The sequence below is a fragment of the Pseudomonas peli genome (assembly GCF_050563605.1).
Classification (GTDB): domain Bacteria; phylum Pseudomonadota; class Gammaproteobacteria; order Pseudomonadales; family Pseudomonadaceae; genus Aquipseudomonas; species Aquipseudomonas peli_A.
Window position 1 is genome coordinate 41,646 of record NZ_JBNXUH010000003.1, and the last position, 19,894, is coordinate 61,539.

The window sequence follows — 19,894 nt, forward strand, 5'->3', positions numbered from 1 at the left end:
ATCGGAAGTTTTGCGCGAGACTATAGCCAGTTAAGGTCAAAAGCCAGCTTGTCTCAACCCGCATGCCAAAGCCCGTCCACTATCCGCGCACCCTGACCGACTGGCTCAAGCAGCTGGACAGCCAGCTATTGCCCGCTTCCATCGACAGTCAGCAAAAGCTGCGGCGCGCCCTGGCGGACAGCAATCGCTCGATGCGCGAGCTGGCGGACTTGATGCAGGGCTGCCCAGCGCTGGCGCTCAGCGTCTTGCGCGAAGCAAACCGCAAGAGCAGTGGGCTCAGCGAGCAAACCGAAAGCCTCGAAGCCGCCATCAGCCGCCTAGGCATCAAACGCACCGAAGACCTGCTTAATGCCCTGCCCGCCCTGCCTGAGCAGGAACTGCCCAAAGCCCTGCGGCAAATTCAACTGATCAGCCAGCATGCCAGCCACCAGGCCAACGGGCTGTTTGCCGGCCGTCTGGCGCGACTGTGGCAGGAAGTGCACTGGGGCAGCCTGTTGTTTCTCGCGCCGATCTGGACCCTGCTTGCAGCCCATCCCGAGCTATTCGAGGTGTGGGAGCAGCGGGTGCTGGTCAAGGGTGAGGCGGCAGCCAAGGTCGAAAAGGAGCTGCTGGGCGTACCGTTACTCAAACTGTGCCTGGCCCTGAGCGAGCAGTGGCACTTGCCGGAATGGGTCACCCAGGGCTATCGCCTGCTGGTCAGCGACCGCCGCCTGCTGGTCAAGGCGCTGCATATCGCCCGCGACAATGAACATCCCCTGCATCAGCAACAAGTTCTCGACGCCGACAGTAATCTGCGCCGCTGGCTGACCCAGCCGGCCAATAGCATTCTGCTGGCCAACGGCCTGGCGCTTTCCGCGCACTATGCCTGGAACAGTCCGCACAGCCTGCGCTGGCAGCGTCTGACCGGTTTATTCCTGCAACTGCCGCTCGATAACCTGCAGCAGTTGCTGCACCAGAACGCTGTGAGCAGCGCCCGCCAACTGCCTGGCACCGACCTCTGGCACCCGGCCGAAGCCTTGCTCTGGCCGTGGCAGGCGCGGCACCTGCAAATCACAGTCGAACAGCCCAAACCCGCCGTCGTCAGCGAATGGCGCCAGCAATGCGCGCAACTGCTCGCCCAACCCAGCGCGTTCACCAACGTGCTGCAGCTCACCGCCTGCGCCAATCAGGCGCTCCAGGCCTGCGGCATGCAGCGTGTACTGATCCTGCTGGCCGACCGCAACCACACACGCCTGATCGCCCAGCAACAGAGCGGCCTGGACAAAGCCGCCGCCAGCCTCAGCCTTGACCCACAGCAAAGCCAAGTGCTGCGCCGCCTACTCAGCGCACCGGCGCAGCTAAAACTGAGCCCGGCCAATATCGCGCAGTTTTCCGCCATGCTGCCCGGCGCACTGAAAAGCCTGTTCCCCAGCGAGCACCTGCTGATTCGCTCGATCGCCAGCAATAATCGCGTAGTCATGCTGATCTTCGCCGACCAGAACGGTCGAGCGCTGAGCGATGCCAGCGTGCAGGGCTTCGGCAAAACCGTGCAATGCATTGAGCGCGCCCTGGCCAGCTTTGCCAACCGCGGGCGCTAGGCTTTCCGCTACAATCCGTCCCTTTCCCGTCAAAAGAGGCCCGGCATGACCGCCTTCGCTGAGTTGCCCTTGCTGATCGAACCGGCCCAACTGGCCAGCCGCCTGGATGCGCCCGAGCTGATCCTGGTTGACCTGACCAGCAGCGCCCGCTACGCCGCCGGACATATCCCTGGCGCCCGTTTTGTCGACCCCAAGCGCACCCAACTTGGCCAGCCACCAGCCCCAGGCTTGCTGCCAGAGCAGGCTCAGCTTGAACAGCTGTTCGGCGAACTCGGGCATAACCCCAACGCCGTGTATGTGGTGTATGACGATGAAGGCGGCGGCTGGGCCGGACGCTTTATCTGGCTGCTGGATGTGATCGGCCACCAACGCTATCACTACCTGGACGGCGGCCTGCCAGCCTGGCTAGCGGAGGAGCGCGAGCTCAGCACCGCAGTGCCGAATGCTGGCACGCATGCTGTAGAGCTGCACCTGCAGGCCGCGCCGACCGCGACTCGCGAATACCTGCAAAGCCGCTTGGGCGCCGCCGATCTGGCGATCTGGGATGCCCGCGCACCAGGCGAATACAGCGGTGAAAAAGCCCTCGCGCAAAAAGCCGGGCACATCCCCGGCGCCATCAACTTCGAATGGACTGCGGGCATGGACCCAGCGCGGGCTCTGCGCATTCGTCAGGACATCCAGGCACAGCTCAACAGCATCGGCATCACGGCCGACAAAGAAATCATCACCCACTGCCAGACCCACCACCGTTCCGGCTTTACCTACCTGGTCGCCAAGCTGCTCGGCTATCCACGGGTAAAAGCCTACGCCGGCTCCTGGGGCGAGTGGGGCAACCACCCGGATACCCCGGTCGAGCGTTAAGCACGCGCCAAACCGCCAGTCACTTTTAAGGAACGCCAATGAAAGATCGCCTGTTCATCCTCATCCAGTACCTGCTGCCGCATCACCTGCTCTCGCGCCTGATCGGCTGCGCCGCGGAATGCCGCGCCGGCTGGTTCAAGAATCGCCTGATCGACTGGTTCGCCAAGCAGTACCAGGTCAACATGAGCGAAGCCCAGGTCGAAGACCTGACGGCCTTTGCCCACTTCAATGACTTTTTTACCCGCGCCCTGAAAGACGGCGCGCGCCCGCTCGACAGCACGCCTGGCGCAGTGCTCAGCCCCGCCGATGGCGCAGTCAGCCAGCTCGGCAAGATCGAACAAGGCCGAGTATTTCAAGCCAAGGGCCACAGCTTTAGCGTGATCGAACTGCTGGGCGGCGACAGCCAGCGCGCTGCGGCCTTTATGGGCGGTGACTTCGCCACCATTTACCTCTCGCCCAAGGACTACCACCGCGTGCACATGCCGCTGGCCGGCACCCTGAAAGAGATGGTTTATGTGCCGGGCCGGCTGTTCTCGGTCAACCAGACCACCGCGGAGAATGTGCCCGAGCTGTTTGCCCGCAACGAGCGCGTGGCCTGCCTGTTTGAAACCGAGCGCGGCCCAATGGCCGTGGTACTGGTCGGCGCGATGATCGTGGCTTCGATCGAAACCGTATGGGCGGGTCTGATCACGCCACCCAAACGCACACTGAAAACATTCAGTTACGATGAGGCTGCGCGTGCGCCAATCGTACTGGAGAAAGGCGCAGAGCTCGGGCGCTTCAAGCTGGGCTCCACGGCCATCGTGCTGTTTGGCCCGGAACAAGTGCAGTGGGCCGAAGAATTGGCCGCCAACAGCCCGGTGCAGATGGGTCAGCGCCTCGGCGCCCCACGCAGCTAACCCCGCCAAGCCAGCACTGTCAGCGCCCGCTAACAGTGCTGGGACGCCTACCCAGAGTGAACCTCTGGGCATGAAAACCTGTCACAACAATGACTTCCAGATGATTAGTGTGCCGCGCCAGCTTGGCAATCCAGCCAAGGACATGGCTGCGGGGGGCGCGAGATGCTGCTAGAGTCGAAACATAATTCCTAGACTCACCTGCCTTGCCCGTGTGCTGTGGAGTATCCGATTTAGATGGATAAACAGAATTCTCACTTGCTACTGCGCGTCACCACGCCGGATAAGCAAAGCCTGTCATTCTGCGAAGCCAGTCCTCGTGATCTGAAAAAATGGGTCGATGGCCTGCCCAAAGCCAATATCGGTGAAACCGCCCGCCAGCTTTACCAGGCGCTGGTCGAACTCAATCAACTGCTGACACCCTCGGAAAATCGCCTGCAACTGCTGGAAATCCTTCGCCCTGAAATCTATTTCGTCTGCAAGCAGCTGGAAAAACACTTCCTTAACCAGGCCATCGTTCTCGATGAGCGGCCGCGCAAGGTCGCCAACCTCTGCCAGGCCCTGCAGAACCACTTGGCCGTCGGTTACAAGCTGATCGTTGCACGCCTGGCGGCGCAACCGGGCCGGGAACGCCATCAACTGCTTGCCGTCGCCCTACAGCGCGCCACCCACAGCCTGTGCGGTCCATTGATTCGCGCTAGCCAGCTGTACTGCCCCGTTCCCGAAGGGCTCTGGCTTGAGTTGCATCAGCTGTACCAGATCGCCCTGGCGCGCGGCCTGCACAAGACCCTGATTCGTGATAGTCAGGCCCTGCGCACCCAAGGCCTGAGCACCGAACAGAGCTATCTGGTTGCTCTGCTGCTCGGCTGCGCGCGCTGCAACCAGATGCGTCAGAGCGCTATTGCCCGCCTGGCCGAAGTGCTCGAACCCTGGAGCGCACTAGCAACACTGCAGGCCGGCGATGCGCCCTCCAGCCTGTTCGCCATGGCCCCGCAACTGGATGGCCCGCCCCGCTATATCTCGCTGTTCCAGCAGAACCAGCTGCACAACGCCGTAGGCATCGACCCAAGCCAGTTGGTGGACGCCATCAAGGAACATCTGCTGCTGCCGGCCGAGAGCATTGCTCAGTCGCGCCTGACCGTCCCCGAAGGCTTCAGCCACGACATGCTGCAGCACCTGGCCGCCGCCTGGGGCGATATCGCTGAGCGCACCTTTCAGCGCAGCCAGGGCCAGGGCGCATTGACCCTGTGCATTGGTATGAGCGCACTGCATTTTTACCTGGCCGGCAAACGTCCATTCAACGACGTACTGCAACTGCCCGTGACGACCAATGCAGCTGTATTTAAGGCCAACACAGGGGCACCGGATGTCTGGTCGAACGCCTTCGATGCGCAGAAGAGCAACCAGTGGGAAAACGGCCTACCCTTCGAAGAAATTCAGTACAACAAGCCGAACCAGCCCAATGAACCTAACGTGCCCAGCGGCCAAGAAAGCTATCCGACTTACGAAGTGGCCATCGTCAATATCAGCCCCGGCGGCTACTGCCTGTCGTGGCCGAAGGACGTACCCAGCCAGCTGCAGGCCGGCGAACTGCTCGGCGTACAGGGCCTGCCGCAACAAGGCTGGAGCATTGCCGTAGTGCGCTGGATTCGCCAGGTCCGTGGCGGCGGCACCCAGATGGGCATTGAGTTGATCGCACCGCATGCGCAAGCCTGCGGCCTGCAGCTGGTGCGCAAAGCCGAACAGAACAGCCAATACCTGCGCGCCCTGCTGCTGCCGGAAATCAGCGCCATTTCGCGCCCGGCCAGCGTGATCACTGCGCGCCTACCGTTCCAGGAAGGCAACAAGGTCAGCATCAACCTGAACGGCAACGAGCATCGTGCGGTGCTCAGCCGGCGGCAAACCAGCACTGGCAGCTTCAACCAGTTCGAGTACCGCGGCGTCGAGCAGATCAGCAGTGAGCACGGGAAGCCTGTCACAGCGCCGAAAAGCCGCACGCCAGGCGGGGAGGAAGACTTTGACTCACTTTGGAAGTCGCTGTAGATTGCCGACGCACTCCCTTTTGTCGCCTTTTCGCGCCCGTTCGGCGCAGATTTGATACCACACCATGGCCATTGAAAAAAAAACCATACGGCTACTGATACTCGAAGACTCGCAGAATGAGGCCGAGCGCCTGGTCAGCCTGTTCCGCAACGCCGGGCGGGCAACCCGTGTGCATCGTCTGAGCTCCAGCGATGACCTCAACGAGGCCCTGCAGCAAAGCTGGGATCTGCTGATCTGCGCGCCGAGCAGCGAACAACTGGCTCCGAGTGAGGCGATTGGCGCGATTCGCCGCCAGGCCAAGGACATTCCGGTTATTCAACTGCTCGCTGACAACGACTCCGACAGCGTCACCGAAGCGCTGATGCTCGGCGCTCAGGACGCGTTGCCGCAAGGTGAAGACGAACGCCTGGTACTAGTCGCCAAGCGTGAGCTGGCCAATCTGGAAGAGCGCCGCGCACGCCGCGCCTCCGAAGTGGCCCTGCGCGAAGCGGAAAAACGCTGCCAGCTGCTGCTCGACAGCTCCGTCGATGCCATCACCTACGTGCACGACGGCATGCATATCTACGCCAACCGCGCCTATCTGGAGCTGTTTGCCTACGAAGATGCCGACGAACTGGAAGGCATGCCGATGATCGACCTGATCGGCAGCAGCGACCAGTCCAGCTTCAAGGACTTCCTGAAGAATTATCAAAGTGCCGAAGGCAGCGCCGAGCTCAACTGTGCCGGCATCAAGGCCAACGGCCAGAGTTTCCCGGCGCAGATGAGCTTCTCCCCCGCCACCTACGATGGAGAGCCGTGCATCCAGGTGGTGATTCGCGCCGAAACTGGTAATGCCGAACTGGAAGAAAAGCTGCGCGAGATCAGCAGCCAGGATCTGGTCACCGGTCTGTTCAACCGCACGCACTTCCTCGAACTGATGGACAGCGCCGCCGAGCGCGCGGTAAATGCCGGCCAGCCCTCAAGCCTCGCCTACATCCGCGTCGACCGCTACGCCAGCCTACTCGCCGATATCGGCCTGGCAGGCATCGACATCCTTCTCACCGATCTGGCCAATTTGCTGCGCGCGCACTTCAGTGCCGACGCACAACTGGCGCGCTTTGGTGATGACGTGTTTGCCGTACTGCAACCCGGCGTCAACCCGGAGAGCACCCTCGAGCAGCTGAACAGCCTGCTGAAAAAAGTCGAAAGCCACCTGTTCGACGTCAGCGGCCGCACCGTGCAAAGCACCCTGTCGATTGGGGTTGCCGGGCTTAACGAAAAAACCGCCAAAGCCCAGGAAGTGGTCGATCGCGCCCATCGCTGTGCTGACGAGCTGAGAGACGGCAACGCCATCAAGGTATTCAACCCGGCTGATGAGTTGGCCGCTGCCGCGAGCCGCGGCAACATAGTCGCCATGATTCAACAGGCACTGGAAAAGAACAGCTTCCGCCTGCTGTTCCAGCCGATCATCAGCCTGCGCGGCGACAGCTTTGAACACTATGAAGCGCTGCTACGCCTGATCGGCCCGCAGGGCGAGGAAATCCCGCCGGCGGAACTGTTCAGCGCGGCGAAAGATGCCGGGCTTGCCGAGAAGATCGATCGCTGGGTCATCCTCAACTCGATCAAACTGCTCGCCGACCACCGCAGCAAGGGCCACAACACCCGCCTGTTCGTGCACCTGTCGACTGCCAGCGTGCAAGATCCGACCCTGCTGCCGTGGCTTAGCGTGGCCCTGAAAGCCGCACGCCTGCCGTCTGACTCGCTGGTGTTCCAGTTCAGCGAACCGGATGCGATTGCCTACCTGAAGCAGGCCAAGGCCATCACCCAGGGCCTCAACGAACTGCACTGCAAAACCGCACTGACCCAGTTCGGCTGCTCGCTGAACCCGTTCAACACGCTGAAGCACTTGCATATCGACTTCGTCAAAGTCGACAGCTCCTTCTCCCAGGACCTGAGCAAGGCGGAAAACCAGGAAGCGCTGAAAACCCTGCTGGCCAGCCTGCACTCCCAGGCCAAGCTGACCATCGTGCCCTTTGTCGAGAGCGCCAGCGTGCTGGCCACCCTCTGGCAGGCCGGGGTCAACTATATCCAGGGGCATTACCTGCAGGGCCCGAGCCAGTCAATGGACTACGACTTCTCGGCCGGCGACGAGTAAGCAGTACCGGTACAAGAAAGCCGCCCGAGGGCGGCTTTTGTTTGCCTGCTATTTACTCCAAACCGTCGCGATCGCGAAAGCCGAGCAGATAGAGGATGCCGTCCAGCCCCAGGGTCGAGATCGCCTGCTTGGCCGACTGCTTGACCAGCGGCTTGGCACGGAACGCCACACCCAGCCCCGCGATGGCCAGCATGGGCAGATCATTGGCGCCGTCACCCACGGCGATGGTCTGCTCCAGGCGCAAGCCTTCCTTGGCCGCCAGTTCGCGCAGCAGATCAGCTTTGCGCTGGGCATCGACAATCGGCTCGACCGCCACACCGGTGACCAGGCCATCGACGATCTGCAGTTCGTTGGCAAACACATAGTCGATACCCAGCTTGGCCTGCAGCTGCTTGGCAAAGTAAGTAAAACCACCAGAGAGGATCGCGGTCTTGTAACCCAGGCGGCGCAGCTCGCTGAACAGTGTCTCGGCGCCTTCGGTCAGGCGCAGCGAGGCGCCGATATCGGCCAGTACGGTTTCCGGCAGCCCCTTGAGCAGCGCCAGGCGCTCGCGAAAGCTGGCAGCAAAATCCAGCTCGCCGCGCATCGCGCGCTCGGTAATTTCCGACACTTGCTCACCGACGCCAGCAGCCTTGGCCAGCTCGTCGATCACCTCAGCCTCGATCAGTGTCGAATCCATGTCGAACACCGCCAGGCGGCGATTACGGCGGAACAGCGAATCGCGCTGGAAGGCGATATCAACGTTCAATTCCTGCGCCACGCTAAGGAACTCGGCACGTAAGGCGGCTGGGTCGGCCGGCTCGCCCCGCACCGAGAACTCAATGCAGCCCTTGCCCTGCTCGGCCGGCATATCCAGCGGCATGCGCCCGGAAAGACGGTCGATATGGTCAATATTCAGGTCATAACGCGCGGTAATTGCACTGACGCGCTGCAGTTGCTCGGCCGTGACCTTGCGCGTCAGCAGGGTGACGATATGCCGAGCCTTACCCTGACCACTGACCCACTGCTGGTAATCCGCCTCAGAGACAGGAGTGAAGCGCACCTGCTGATCAAGCTTGTAGGCGGTGAAGAGAATGTCCTTGAGCACCGAGGAGGCGCGCTCGGTATCCGGGATTTCCACCAGGATGCCGAACGACAGGGTGTCATGGATCACCGCCTGGCCAATATCGAGGATATTCACCCCGCCCTGGGCCAGCACACCAGTGATGGCGGCAGTCAAACCGGGGCGATCTTCGCCGGTGATATTGATCAGGACGATTTCGCGCAAGGCTCGGTCTCCAGTACAGCGTCAGGGGCAGCGGCTTGCTGAACGGGTCACAAGCCGTGGAAAAGGCGCACATTCTACCCATTTTCACGGGTAAACAGCCACGCACGGCGCTTTGCCCACCGCGGGGGCACCGCTATACTGCGCGCCAACTACAGTCGACATGAGCCGAGCTCTGTGAACCGGCCCGCCCCCGTAAAGCCCGATAATTTCTTCCTGCTGCTGTTCCAGGCCCTGCGCCAACGGCGCATACCCCTGGCGCTGCGCATTGTCAGCCATAGCCTGTTGCTGGTGGCCCTGGCCCTGGTGATCTATGGCTGGGTGATTGGCATGCAGTTCAAGCACGCTATGCAGCAACAGGCCGAAGCCCTGGGCACCAGCCTGATTACCCAGACGGCCGCCTCGGCGACCGAGCTGCTGGTGTCCAACGACATCCTCAGCCTCAACGTGCTGCTCAATAATCTGGTAAAGAACCCGCTGGTGGCCCACGCAGCCATCTACAGCGTGGACAACCGCATCCTCGCCGAGGCCGGCTCACGCCCCAGCCAGAGCATGCTCGGGGAAACCGAGGGGCTGTATTCGACGCCCATCACCTTCCAGGAGGTGATCGCCGGGCAGCTGCGCATCAGCCTGGATATGCAGCAGTTTCAGCAACCAATGACCATCAGCCTGCAGAGCATGGGCATTCTCAGCCTGATTCTGCTGGCCCTGACCCTATCCTTGAGCATGCGCCTGGGCCGGCATATCTCCACCCCGCTGCTGCAGCTGCGGGTATGGCTGCGCGACCCGGATGACCCGGCCCCTGGCGCTGGTCGTCAGGATGAGATCGGCGATCTGGCGCGCCAGCTGCAAGCGCGCCTGGTGCCCGAGAAGCCTGCACTGCCAGAAGAAGAGGGAGAACCGTTCTACGACGACGAGCCAGTCGCCCAGGACGATGACGACTATCTACCGGAGTCGTTCGAGGATGAGCCGGACTTCGAAGTCCGCGACCTGCATGACGAACGCTTCGATGAGCAGGACGAACCAGTAGACCCCCTGCATACCACCGACGCCGAGCATTACGCGGGCAGTGCAGTGGATGACCCCTTCTCCGAGCTGCGCGATCAGCCCGAAAACGAGCCCGTAGCAGCACCTGCACCAGCGATACAGCAGCCGCAGCCCAGTGCCGTGCTGGCTATCCAGCTGGGTGCCCAGGAGCAACTGCGCCGCCTGCCGCGCGCGCGCCTGATGGAATTGCTGCAGCGTTACCGCGACTGTCTGGACCGCGCGGCCAGCCTGTATCAGGGCGAGCTGCACACCCTCAGCGACGGCAGCAGCCTGATGCTGTTCCACCAGCTGGATATTGGTGAGGACTATCTGACCCACGCAATCTGCTGTGGCGAGCTGATGCGCGCCCTCGGCCATGCCCTGCAGATTGAAGTGGCGGACAGCGGCATCACCCTGCAATTGCAGCTTGGCCTGACTCTGGGTGAAAACCTTAGCGAGCTCAGCCAGGGAGACCTGCTGCTCAGCGAAACGGCGCAGAATGCCCTGGCGCTGTCACAACACAGCCGCAACCTGCTGCTGGTCGAGCGCAGCATTGCCGACGATCCACTGGTAAGCCAGCGCGCGCGCATTCGCGCCATCGCCAGCCCGCAAGGCGCTTGCTGTGTGGAACGTCTGCTGGAACCCTACCCATCGCTGCTGGAGCACCAGCTGGCGCGCATGCACGAAAACCATTAATCCGACCCAACAAAAAGCCCGCCTGATTGGCGGGCTTTTTGTTGGCGGCGCTTAGAAGCGGAACACTTCGCCTTCATCACGCATCGGCTCAACTACCGGGATACGTGGCGGCGTGGGCGGTGCGGGCTTTACCTGCGCGGGTTTGCGCGGCGGCTCTGGCACTACCGGCGCAGGCGCGCCGTGCGTTTCGATGGCTACGGCCAATTGCTCGACCAACTGCTGCACCGCCAGACTCTGCGCACGCACCTGATCGACGATGGTGCCGCTGTGGGCTTCTTCAAGTCGCACCAGGCGCCCGTCGAGCAGCTTGCCGTCGACACCAGTCAGCCGCCACTGCGCTTCCAACACAGCTGGGCGTTGCGGGCCGGAATCCAGACGGGTAATCGACAGCCCCAGACGCACCTGCGGCACAAAACCGGCGGCGGCTGGTGCCAGCACCAGGCGCTGACTGTCCAGACGCGAGGCCAGTTGGCGCAACAGCTGCTGATCGATATCGGCGGCCAGGCTACCAGCCCAACGCGCATCCTCGGCGGCGGTCAGGCTACCGTCGGTCTGGCGCTGTAATAGCGCCTCGCGCTGCAGGTAATCAGCAATCGCCACCGGCCCAAGCAGCACGGCAATGCCCTGCTCGGCTGCGGGTACGCGAACATCGCCGCTATCAAGCTGGTACAGCGGCGCTTGCTGATAGCGCGTACAACCCGCCAGGCCAAGCACGCCGGCCAGCAGCAGAATTCCGGGAAAACGCAGAACAGTCATCTCACTCATCCAGCCGGCCAGGTTGCCGGCGTGCATACCAAATTAGGTGCCAGTGGGCCGCTTGCGCGCCCCACCCTGCGGCTGCGTATCATCCTTGAAAGCCACCCGCGACTCCAGCGCGGCACTCTAGCGGCATGTATCCGAGCCCAGCTCTGAAGCTTAACCCTGGATTTCAACCAACAGACTGTCGACTCGCTGGAAGCCGCGCGGCAGCTTGTTACCGCGCCGACCGCGCTCGCCTTTGTAGTGTTCCAGGTCATCGGCCTTGAGCGACAGCGTGCGCTTACCAGCCTGCAAGACCAGGGTGCTGCCGACCGGCAGTACGGCCAGGTCAGTGAGGTATTCCTCGCGCGAAGCAACCCGCTCACCGGGAATACCAATGATCTTGTTGCCCTTGCCTTTGCCCAGTTGCGGCAGATCGCGCACCGGGAACAGCAACAGTCGACCTTCGGTGGTCACTGCGGCCAGCCAGTCCTCTTCGCGATTGGCCAACGGCTTCGGCGGCACCACCAGCGCGCCAGTTGGCAGGCTGAGTAATGCCTTGCCGGCCTTGTTCTTCGCTTGCAGATCTTCGCCCTTGACCACAAAGCCGTAGCCGGCGTCGGAGGCGATCACATACAGCGCATTGTCATCGGGCAGCAGCACGCATTCGAAGGTCGCCCCCGGTGGCGGCGTCAGGCGTCCGGTCAGCGGCTCGCCCTGACCACGGGCGGATGGCAGCGAATGCGCAGCCAGCGAGTAGCTGCGCCCGGTGGAGTCGATAAATACCGCGTACTGGTTGGAGCGGCCTGGCGCAGACGTCTTGAAGCCATCGCCAGCCTTGTACGAGAGGCCCGTGGCGTCGATATCGTGGCCCTTGGCGCAGCGCACCCAGCCTTTTTCCGAGATCACCACGGTGACCGGCTCGGTCGGCATCAGCTCGGTTTCGCTCAGCGCCTTGGCTTCGGCGCGGGCAACGATCGGCGAACGACGGTCATCGCCGTATTTTTCGGCGTCGGCCAAAATTTCCTGGCGCACCAGCTTCTTCAGCTTGCTTTCGCTGCCGAGCAGGGCCAGCAACTTGTCGCGCTCCTTGGCCAGCTCTTCCTGCTCGCCACGGATCTGCATTTCCTCAAGCCGCGCGAGCTGGCGCAGGCGGGTCTCAAGTATGTACTCGGCCTGAATCTCGGTAAGGCCGAAGCGTTCCATCAACACCGGTTTGGGTGAATCCTCGGTGCGGATGATGCGGATCACTTCGTCGAGGTTGAGGAAGGCAATCAAGCGGCCCTCCAACAGGTGCAGACGATGCTCAACCTTGTCCAGACGGAACTGCAGACGACGGCGTACGGTACCGACGCGGTACTGCAACCACTCGGTGAGCAGGGTACGCAGGTCTTTCACCGACGGTTTGCCGTCCAGGCCAATCACGTTGGTGTTGACCCGGTAGCTGGACTCCAGCTCAGTGGTGGCGAACAGGTGCTGCATCAGCTCATCGGCATCCACGCGGTTGGAGCGCGGGATAATCACAATGCGGCACGGGTGCTCGTGGTCCGACTCGTCGCGCAGGTCGGCGACCATCGGCAGCTTCTTCGCCTGCATCTGCGCAGCAATCTGCTCCAGCACCTTGGCCCCGGAAACCTGATGCGGCAGCGCGGTGACGACAACATCGCCGTCCTCAACGCGGTACACGGCGCGCATACGCACCGAGCCTTTGCCGGTTTCGTAGATCTTCAGCAGATCGCTACGCGGGGTGATGATTTCCGCTTCGGTCGGATAATCCGGGCCGAGAATATGCTCACAGAGCTGCTCGACCGTGGCATTCGGCTCGTCTAGCAAACGAATACAGGCCGTCGCGACCTCACGCAGGTTATGCGGCGGCACGTCGGTGGCCATGCCCACGGCGATACCGGTGGTGCCGTTGAGCAGAATATTCGGCAGGCGCGCCGGCAGGGTCGCTGGCTCATTCATGGTGCCGTCGAAGTTCGGCACCCAGTCCACGGTGCCCTGGCCCAGCTCGGTCAGCAGGACTTCCGAGTAACGCGACAGGCGCGCCTCGGTGTAACGCATGGCGGCGAAGGACTTCGGATCATCCGGCGCACCCCAGTTGCCCTGGCCGTCGACCAGGGTGTAGCGGTAGCTGAACGGCTGCGCCATCAGCACCATGGCTTCGTAGCAGGCGCTGTCACCGTGCGGGTGGAACTTGCCGAGCACGTCACCGACGGTACGCGCCGACTTCTTGTGCTTGGAGTCGGCGTCCAGGCCCAGTTCGCTCATGGCGTAGACAATGCGCCGCTGCACGGGCTTGAGGCCGTCACCGATATGCGGCAGCGCGCGGTCCATGATCACGTACATGGAGTAATTGAGGTAAGCCTGCTCGGTAAAATCGGCAAGGGAACGGCGTTCAACACCGTCCAGGCTCAAATCGAGGGATTCGCTCATGCGTGCCTCATTGCAAGGTGGATTGGCGCAGCATCAACGTGCCGCCGCGCTGGGTAAATTCGAGTTGTTTCAGGGCACTCATGCCCAGTAATACGTCATCGCCGCCCATGCCGGGGGCAATCAAAGCGTCTACATCGGTCAATACGATATCGCCCAGCTGCAAGCGTTCCAGCCGCGTGCGATGGGCTGTGGCGCGACCATTGGCGGTGCTGATGGTGATTGCCGCGCCGGCTTGCAAACCCAGGCGCTGCGCCACCTCGGTCGGCACCGCGACCTGCGTCGCACCAGTATCGAGAAGGAAGGTCACCTCCTCGCCATTGATCTTGCCGCCGGCCATATAGTGGCCCTGACGGCTGCTGGCCAGGTGCACTTCGACATAGCCGCTGCCATGCAGCGACTCAGGCGCGCGATTGGGATTGCGCTGGGCATCTTCCCAGTCACCGAAGAACTTGGTCGCCAGCAACAGCGCTGCACCCCAGGCCAGCACCAGCATCATCCGACCAGCACGTTTACCCGCTGGCTGCTCGCTCACGGCTTGCTGCCCCAGCCGCCTTGGGGTGCGGCAAAGCGCCAGATAATCGGCCGCGACTCACCGTCGGCACGGCTGAAGCTGCCGTTATCGACACCGATCCAAGCACCATCCTGATCCACCCACAGCGCTTCCGCCAGGCCATAGGACGGTGCATAGAGCCGCTCTGGGGTCAGTGCCTCGGCGGCAAACGACCAACACTTCTCGACCTGACCATTGTTCAGGTCGCGCCGACAGATACGGTGCGCCTGACGCTCAAGGGTGAAGAGCTTTTCGTTATGGAAGGCCAGACCCGAGAAATCCCGAGGCTGCGGCTTGCCGCCCAGCTGCTCGGGGCCCGTTTCCGTGCCCGCCTCGCTGAATAACACGCAGCCACCAGTGCAACGCCAGATCGCGCGCTGTTTGTGCGCCACCAACAAGCCGCGACGCATACGCTCAGCCGCCAGGTACAGGCGCTCACCGGCAGGATCGACGGCAATACCTTCAAACAGCGAGTTGTAATGCAGCGCCATGCCACTGGCGCGCGCCTGGCGCAGCAGGCCCTGAGGCAATTTCAGCCAGTTAGGCTCGCCGACCACCGGTAACTGCAGCACGGCCGCCTTGGCTTCGCTGACCAGGTAGCGGTTGCCAGCGTCGTCACAACTGATGCCCTCGAAATCCAGCTCACCACCGCGTACCAGGCCGGCGACCCAGCTGCGCATGCGCAGCCCCCAGGGCAAGCGCACATCCGGCGCAGGCGGCGCGACAAAGCTCTCGGCCGTGGCCTGCCACTGCGACTCATCCGACTCCAGGCGATAAAGCTGCTGATCATCCCGATCGGAAACCACCCACAGCGCGTTATCGCACCAGGCCAGTCCAGATAGATTGCCGCCACTGACGCCACTGACCGCTTGCTCGTTGAGCAGTTTCAGCTCCTCCAATGCCGCCGCACTCGCCAGCAAGGGTGAGCAGAGCAGCAGGCAGACAGCCAACAGCCGCTGCATCAGAGCAGCACCTCGGCCAGGTTGCCCTTGGACTCCAGCCAGGATTTACGGTCGCCGGCGCGCTTCTTCGCCAGCAGCATGTCCATCATTTCCTGGGTACCGGGGTAATCGTCCAGGGTCAGCTGCACCAGACGCCGGGTGTTGGGGTCCATGGTGGTCTCGCGCAACTGCGGCGGGTTCATCTCACCCAGGCCTTTAAAGCGCGTGACCTGCGGCTTGCCACGACGCTTCTCGGCCACCAGACGGTCGAGAATGCCGTCGCGCTCGGCTTCATCCAGGGCGTAGAAAATCTCCTTGCCCAGGTCGATGCGGTACAGCGGCGGCATGGCGACATAGACGTGCCCCGCATCCACCAGCGGGCGGAAATGCTGGACGAACAACGCGCAGAGCAAGGTGGCGATGTGCAGACCGTCGGAGTCGGCGTCGGCGAGGATGCAGATCTTGCCGTAGCGCAGCTGGCTGAGGTCGCTGGAACCCGGATCGAGGCCAACCGCCACGGCGATGTTGTGTACTTCCTGACTGGCCAGCACTTCGCTGCCATCGACTTCCCAGGTGTTGAGGATCTTCCCGCGCAACGGCAGGATCGCCTGAAACTCTTTATCCCGCGCCTGCTTGGCCGAACCACCGGCGGAATCACCCTCCACCAGAAACAGCTCGGAGCGCATCGGGTCTTGGCCCGCGCAGTCAGCCAGCTTGCCAGGCAGCGCCGGGCCCTGAGTGATGCGTTTGCGCTCGACCTTCTTGCCGGCCTTGAGGCGGCGGTTGGCGTTGCTGATCGCCAGTTCGGCGAGCTGCTGACCGAGTTCCGGGTGACCGTTAAGCCACAGACTAAAGGCGTCCTTGACCACGCCGGAGACAAAGGCAGCAGCCTCACGGGACGACAGGCGCTCCTTGGTCTGCCCGGAGAACTGCGCGTCCTGCATCTTCATCGACAGAACGAAGGCGATGCGTTCCCAGATATCTTCCGGCGCCAGTTTGACCCCGCGCGGCAGCAGGCTGCGGAACTCGCAGAACTCGCGCATGGCATCCAGCAGGCCCTGACGCAGGCCGTTGACGTGGGTGCCGCCCTGGGCGGTGGGGATCAGGTTGACGTAGCTTTCCTGCACCGCGTCGCCACCTTCCGGCAGCCACAGCAGCGCCCAATCTACCGCTTCCTTGTTACCCGCCAGGCTGCCGCAGAAGGGTTCATTGGGTAGCCGTTCAAATTCACTGACCGCGTCCACCAGGTAGGAACGCAGGCCATCTTCATACATCCACTCAACTTTCTCGCCGCTGGCCTTGTCCTCGAAGCTGACCGCGAGCCCCGGGCACAAAACCGCCTTGGCTTTCAGTACGTGCTTAAGGCGGCTGACCGAAAATTTGAAGGAGTCGAAATACTTGGCATCTGGCCAGAAATGCACGCTGGTGCCAGTGTTGCGCTTGCCCACGGTGCCGACCACGGCCAGATCGCTGGCCTTGTAGCCGTCGGCGAAACTCATCTGGTACTCGTTGCCGTCGCGTTTGACCGTGACGATCACGCTGGTCGACAGCGCGTTGACCACCGAGATGCCCACGCCATGCAGGCCGCCGGAGAACTGGTAGTTCTTGTTGCTGAACTTGCCGCCGGCGTGCAGCTTGGTGAGGATCAGCTCAACCCCTGGCACGCCCTCTTCCGGGTGAATGTCCACTGGCATGCCGCGACCGTCGTCGAGCACTTCCAGGGAGTTGTCCTCGTGCAGGATCACCTGAATCGATTTGGCATGCCCGGCCAGTGCTTCGTCGACGCTGTTGTCGATGACTTCCTGGGCCAGGTGGTTGGGCCGGCTGGTGTCGGTGTACATGCCCGGGCGTTTGCGCACCGGGTCGAGGCCGGAAAGGACTTCGATGGCATCGGCGTTGTAAGAGCTAGAACCTTGCTGGGCCATGGGGTCTCTTGTTCGTCAATTGAGAGCGGAAAAGTCGATATCCTGCCACAGATGGCGAGGAATACCGGCGAAAACGAAAAGCATCGGCAGACGCTCGGCAAAACCCTGAAAGCCATGATCGCCGCCAGCCTGGATACGCAAGGCGCAGGCGCGGTAATAGCTCTGAGCATCGCGGTAATCGAGGGTTTCGTCGGCGGTCTGCAACCACACCTGATAGCGCGCCGGGTCTTGCAGCATTGCTATATCTAGTTCGGCCAAGGCCGATACGTGATCGGCCGTCAGCTCCCAGGTCTCGTCGCTGTAATAGTTCTTCTGCGGGCCCAGGTAGCCGTCGAAACGCAGATGCGGGCGCACGGCTGGATTGATCAACAACGCCGGCAACCCATGGCGTTCGGCCAAGTGGGTCGCATAGTAGCCGCCCAGCGAGCTGCCAACCAGCACGGGCCGACCAAGCTCGGCTATCAGCGCTTCGAGCTGAGCCATCGCCTGGCGTGGGTGGTGATGCAGGGCAGGTACTTGCAGCTGCGCGGCCATGCCTAGCTGTGCCATGGCGCGCTGTAACTGGCTGGCCTTGAGCGACGCCGGCGAGCTGTTAAGCCCGTGAATATAGAGAATGGATGTGGTCATGGGGCGGGAGGCTAACCGGTTGCGGCGACCGGCTGCAACCGGTTAGCCGAGCGACTCAATAGCCCTTGATGGTGTAATCGATTTCGAACTTGATCCCGGTAACCCGCGACACACCGGTTTCCAGGCGGCCATCGTCGAACAGACGCAGCCAGCGATAGCCCGGCGCGGTTTTATCGACCTGAAACTCCTCGCTGCCCGGCGCAAACTGCACGCAGGTAGAGGGCGACGCCAGCAGGCGGATCGGACCGCGCTGCTGATCGAGTTCCTGGTGGATATGCCCCCAGAGCACCGCACGCACCTGGCTGAAACGCTCGAGCACGGCAAACAAGGCATCCGGGTTACGCAAACCGATGGGTTCCATCCATTTGCAGCCGATGGACACCGGGTGGTGATGCAGGCAGATCAGGTGATGACGATCTGGTTCTTCGCTGAGTGCGCGCTCCAGCAAGGCAAGCTGCTGCTCACTGAGGTAACCGGGCACGGCACCGGGGATCGAAGAGTCGAGCAAAGTCACGCGCCAGTTGCCCAGGTCGATCACCGGCTCCAGCAGATCACTGCCGACACAGGCCGCCTGCATGGCAGGCACTTCATCATGGTTACCGGGAAACCAGCGCGCAGGCGCGGGGATGGCGGCAGTCATCTCGCGGAAACGCTGGTAGGACTCAGCGCTGCCGTCCTGCGAGAGGTCGCCACTGGCCAGGATCAGGTCAATCTGCGGTTGTTCCTGCAGCACACGCTCGATCACCCGCTGCAAGCTGTCCTGGGTATCCATGCCCAATAGCTTGCCTGCCCCGTCGGCAAACAGGTGACTATCGGACAACTGCACAAGCAGTACCGAGCGATCATCAGCAGTGGTTTTAGTCGGCGCGCCCGGCAAGACCTTCTCCTTGAGCGGAATGCGTGAATTATGCTGGCTAGCCCTGCGGGCGGTAAACCCGCGAAAGGGGAATAGATCACAGAACGCCCGCTGTAAATCCAACGCCCATCCTAAGGCTAGCGCGTATCGGAATAATGCGCCTGCGACTGATTAGCGGCAGAACGTGGAAAAACCTAACGCACGGGAGCCAGTTCGTGACCGCAGGCCAGGCAGTGACTCAGCCACTCGCCGAGAAACAGGTTGAGCTGAGTCTTCTCATCCGGCTGGTGCATAGCAGCATTGGGATAGGGGTAAATGCCGCGAAATCGCCGCGCGCTCTGCGCTCCAATAACTTCCGCCATACGCGCATCGTGGTACACGCGCACCTCCATATGCGGCACCGGCAGCCAGGGCAAGCTGTGCTCCTGACGCACGGAGAGGGTCGAGGTATAGGGGCAGGTTTCCAGTACTTCCAGCGCCAGCACGCCCAGTTGCTGTTCACCCTGACTCATGCCCACACGCCGCGTCTGCCGGTAGGCATCCGGCCCCTCACGCATTTCCGGCAGCAACTGCATCAGGCGCGCATAGTTGGCTTCGCAAGCGGCTTGCAGCTCGACCAGGTCGACCCGATAGCGCTCGCGCAGCAGGTTCACGACCACAGCCCCCGCACTTCGGAGCGGTTCAGCGCCAGCCACTGCAGGGCGATGATGCTCGCAGCATTGTCGATGCGACCGTCTTTCAGCGCATCCAGGGCATCTTCCAACGGCCAGACGTGCACGCGAATGTCCTCGCCCTCTTCCGCCAAGCCATGCACGCCACCGGCGCCTTCACTGTCGCAACGACCGACGAACAGATGCACACGCTCATCCGAGCCGCCGGGTGACGGGTAGTACTGGGTAATTGGCCACAGCGAAGTCAGCGGCAGATTGGCTTCTTCCATCGCCTCACGACGGGCGACTTCCTCCGGCTGTTCATCCTTGTCGATCAAACCGGCGACCAGCTCCATCAGCCAGGGATTGGCGCTTTTCTCCATCGCGCCAACACGGAATTGCTCGATCAGCACCACGCAATCGCGTTGCGGGTCATAGGGCAACACGCACACCGCATCGTGGCGCACGAACAATTCGCGACTCAGCTCCGGGCCCATGCCACCGGCAAACTGGCGATGGCGTAAACGCAGCCGATCGAGCTTGTAGAAGCCGCTGAAGCAGGCCTCGCGCTCAATCACTTCGACATCTTCTCGTTGCATAACGCCCCCTAATTAACAGAAACGGGCCCGAAGGCCCGTCCTGGTTACACTCTATGCTGCGCCGAAACATGACAC

Annotated in this window: 16 protein-coding genes; 6 read left to right on the forward strand and 10 right to left on the reverse strand. The window is 62.3% G+C overall.

Annotation, left to right across the window (positions count from 1 at the left end; genetic code table 11):
• Window positions 1-62 precede the first annotated feature (62 nt).
• The 5 genes from ACQ4LH_RS04855 (at window position 63) to ACQ4LH_RS04875 (ending at window position 7,511) form a co-directional block, all read left to right on the forward strand.
• On the forward strand, window positions 63-1,577 hold the full coding sequence (locus ACQ4LH_RS04855; RefSeq protein WP_430696171.1) for an HDOD domain-containing protein: 1,515 nt from the start codon (window positions 63-65) through the stop codon (window positions 1,575-1,577).
• A 45-nt stretch (window positions 1,578-1,622) separates the two neighbouring features.
• Complete coding sequence (locus tag ACQ4LH_RS04860) at window positions 1,623-2,438, forward strand: rhodanese-like domain-containing protein (protein WP_430696172.1); 816 nt, start codon at window positions 1,623-1,625, stop codon at window positions 2,436-2,438.
• A gap of 38 nt (window positions 2,439-2,476) precedes the next feature.
• Entirely contained in the window at window positions 2,477-3,337 is an 861-nt protein-coding gene (gene asd, locus ACQ4LH_RS04865; protein WP_430696173.1) for an archaetidylserine decarboxylase, read from the forward strand.
• 234 nt (window positions 3,338-3,571) lie between these two features.
• On the forward strand, window positions 3,572-5,377 hold the full coding sequence (locus tag ACQ4LH_RS04870) for a molecular chaperone (protein ID WP_430696174.1): 1,806 nt from the start codon (window positions 3,572-3,574) through the stop codon (window positions 5,375-5,377).
• Window positions 5,378-5,441: 64 nt separating this feature from the next.
• Complete coding sequence (locus ACQ4LH_RS04875; RefSeq protein ID WP_430696175.1) at window positions 5,442-7,511, forward strand: EAL domain-containing protein; 2,070 nt, start codon at window positions 5,442-5,444, stop codon at window positions 7,509-7,511.
• Window positions 7,512-7,563: 52 nt separating this feature from the next.
• Here ACQ4LH_RS04875 and serB read toward each other — a convergent pair whose 3' ends face one another.
• The gene (serB, locus tag ACQ4LH_RS04880) at window positions 7,564-8,778 is read right to left on the reverse strand and encodes a phosphoserine phosphatase SerB (RefSeq protein ID WP_090249722.1); all 1,215 of its coding nucleotides are present in this window, start codon (window positions 8,776-8,778) and stop codon (window positions 7,564-7,566) included.
• Between the two features lie 174 nt (window positions 8,779-8,952).
• Here serB and ACQ4LH_RS04885 point away from each other — a divergent pair, with 174 nt between their 5' ends.
• A complete protein-coding gene (locus ACQ4LH_RS04885) occupies window positions 8,953-10,497 on the forward strand; it encodes an AhpA/YtjB family protein (protein ID WP_430696176.1) in 1,545 nt (514 codons plus the stop codon).
• A 51-nt stretch (window positions 10,498-10,548) separates the two neighbouring features.
• On the opposite strand, the gene ACQ4LH_RS04890 is transcribed toward ACQ4LH_RS04885, so the two are convergent.
• The 9 genes from ACQ4LH_RS04890 to ACQ4LH_RS04930 form a co-directional block, all read right to left on the reverse strand.
• Window positions 10,549-11,253: a PqiC family protein gene (locus ACQ4LH_RS04890; protein ID WP_430696177.1), complete on the reverse strand. Its 705-nt coding sequence runs from the start codon at window positions 11,251-11,253 to the stop codon at window positions 10,549-10,551.
• Window positions 11,254-11,412: 159 nt separating this feature from the next.
• Window positions 11,413-13,671 carry a DNA topoisomerase IV subunit A gene (gene parC / locus ACQ4LH_RS04895; RefSeq protein WP_430696178.1) on the reverse strand — a complete coding sequence of 753 codons (2,259 nt, stop codon included), beginning with the start codon at window positions 13,669-13,671 and terminating at the stop codon, window positions 11,413-11,415.
• A 7-nt stretch (window positions 13,672-13,678) separates the two neighbouring features.
• Entirely contained in the window at window positions 13,679-14,203 is a 525-nt protein-coding gene (locus tag ACQ4LH_RS04900; RefSeq protein WP_430696179.1) for a retropepsin-like aspartic protease family protein, read from the reverse strand.
• Window positions 14,200-15,183, reverse strand: coding sequence for an esterase-like activity of phytase family protein (locus tag ACQ4LH_RS04905; RefSeq protein ID WP_430696180.1), 984 nt, complete (start codon window positions 15,181-15,183; stop codon window positions 14,200-14,202). The genes ACQ4LH_RS04900 and ACQ4LH_RS04905 overlap by 4 nt, the downstream gene beginning before the upstream one ends.
• Complete coding sequence (gene parE, locus ACQ4LH_RS04910; RefSeq protein ID WP_275960531.1) at window positions 15,183-17,087, reverse strand: DNA topoisomerase IV subunit B; 1,905 nt, start codon at window positions 17,085-17,087, stop codon at window positions 15,183-15,185. Before parE ends, ACQ4LH_RS04905 begins: the two co-directional genes overlap by 1 nt.
• Window positions 17,088-17,102: 15 nt before the next feature.
• Window positions 17,103-17,714: a YqiA/YcfP family alpha/beta fold hydrolase gene (locus ACQ4LH_RS04915; RefSeq protein WP_430696181.1), complete on the reverse strand. Its 612-nt coding sequence runs from the start codon at window positions 17,712-17,714 to the stop codon at window positions 17,103-17,105.
• Between the two features lie 55 nt (window positions 17,715-17,769).
• Entirely contained in the window at window positions 17,770-18,591 is an 822-nt protein-coding gene (gene cpdA, locus ACQ4LH_RS04920; RefSeq protein ID WP_430696182.1) for a 3',5'-cyclic-AMP phosphodiesterase, read from the reverse strand.
• A 173-nt stretch (window positions 18,592-18,764) separates the two neighbouring features.
• Window positions 18,765-19,229: a DUF1249 domain-containing protein gene (locus ACQ4LH_RS04925; RefSeq protein WP_430696183.1), complete on the reverse strand. Its 465-nt coding sequence runs from the start codon at window positions 19,227-19,229 to the stop codon at window positions 18,765-18,767.
• The gene (locus ACQ4LH_RS04930; protein ID WP_430696184.1) at window positions 19,220-19,819 is read right to left on the reverse strand and encodes an NUDIX domain-containing protein; all 600 of its coding nucleotides are present in this window, start codon (window positions 19,817-19,819) and stop codon (window positions 19,220-19,222) included. The genes ACQ4LH_RS04925 and ACQ4LH_RS04930 overlap by 10 nt, the downstream gene beginning before the upstream one ends.
• Window positions 19,820-19,894 lie beyond the last annotated feature (75 nt).

Bases quoted from the DNA above. Each gene is read 5' to 3' on its own strand.
- ACQ4LH_RS04890 (WP_430696177.1), bottom strand. From the start codon at position 11,253: ATGACTGTTCTGCGTTTTCCCGGAATTCTGCTGCTGGCCGGCGTGCTT.
- parC (WP_430696178.1), bottom strand. From the start codon at position 13,671: ATGAGCGAATCCCTCGATTTGAGCCTGGACGGTGTTGAACGCCGTTCC.
- asd (WP_430696173.1), top strand. From the start codon at position 2,477: ATGAAAGATCGCCTGTTCATCCTCATCCAGTACCTGCTGCCGCATCAC.
- ACQ4LH_RS04870 (WP_430696174.1), top strand. From the start codon at position 3,572: ATGGATAAACAGAATTCTCACTTGCTACTGCGCGTCACCACGCCGGAT.
- ACQ4LH_RS04915 (WP_430696181.1), bottom strand. From the start codon at position 17,714: ATGACCACATCCATTCTCTATATTCACGGGCTTAACAGCTCGCCGGCG.
- ACQ4LH_RS04930 (WP_430696184.1), bottom strand. From the start codon at position 19,819: ATGCAACGAGAAGATGTCGAAGTGATTGAGCGCGAGGCCTGCTTCAGC.
- ACQ4LH_RS04875 (WP_430696175.1), top strand. From the start codon at position 5,442: ATGGCCATTGAAAAAAAAACCATACGGCTACTGATACTCGAAGACTCG.
- ACQ4LH_RS04860 (WP_430696172.1), top strand. From the start codon at position 1,623: ATGACCGCCTTCGCTGAGTTGCCCTTGCTGATCGAACCGGCCCAACTG.
- parE (WP_275960531.1), bottom strand. From the start codon at position 17,087: ATGGCCCAGCAAGGTTCTAGCTCTTACAACGCCGATGCCATCGAAGTC.
- ACQ4LH_RS04905 (WP_430696180.1), bottom strand. From the start codon at position 15,183: ATGCAGCGGCTGTTGGCTGTCTGCCTGCTGCTCTGCTCACCCTTGCTG.
- ACQ4LH_RS04855 (WP_430696171.1), top strand. From the start codon at position 63: ATGCCAAAGCCCGTCCACTATCCGCGCACCCTGACCGACTGGCTCAAG.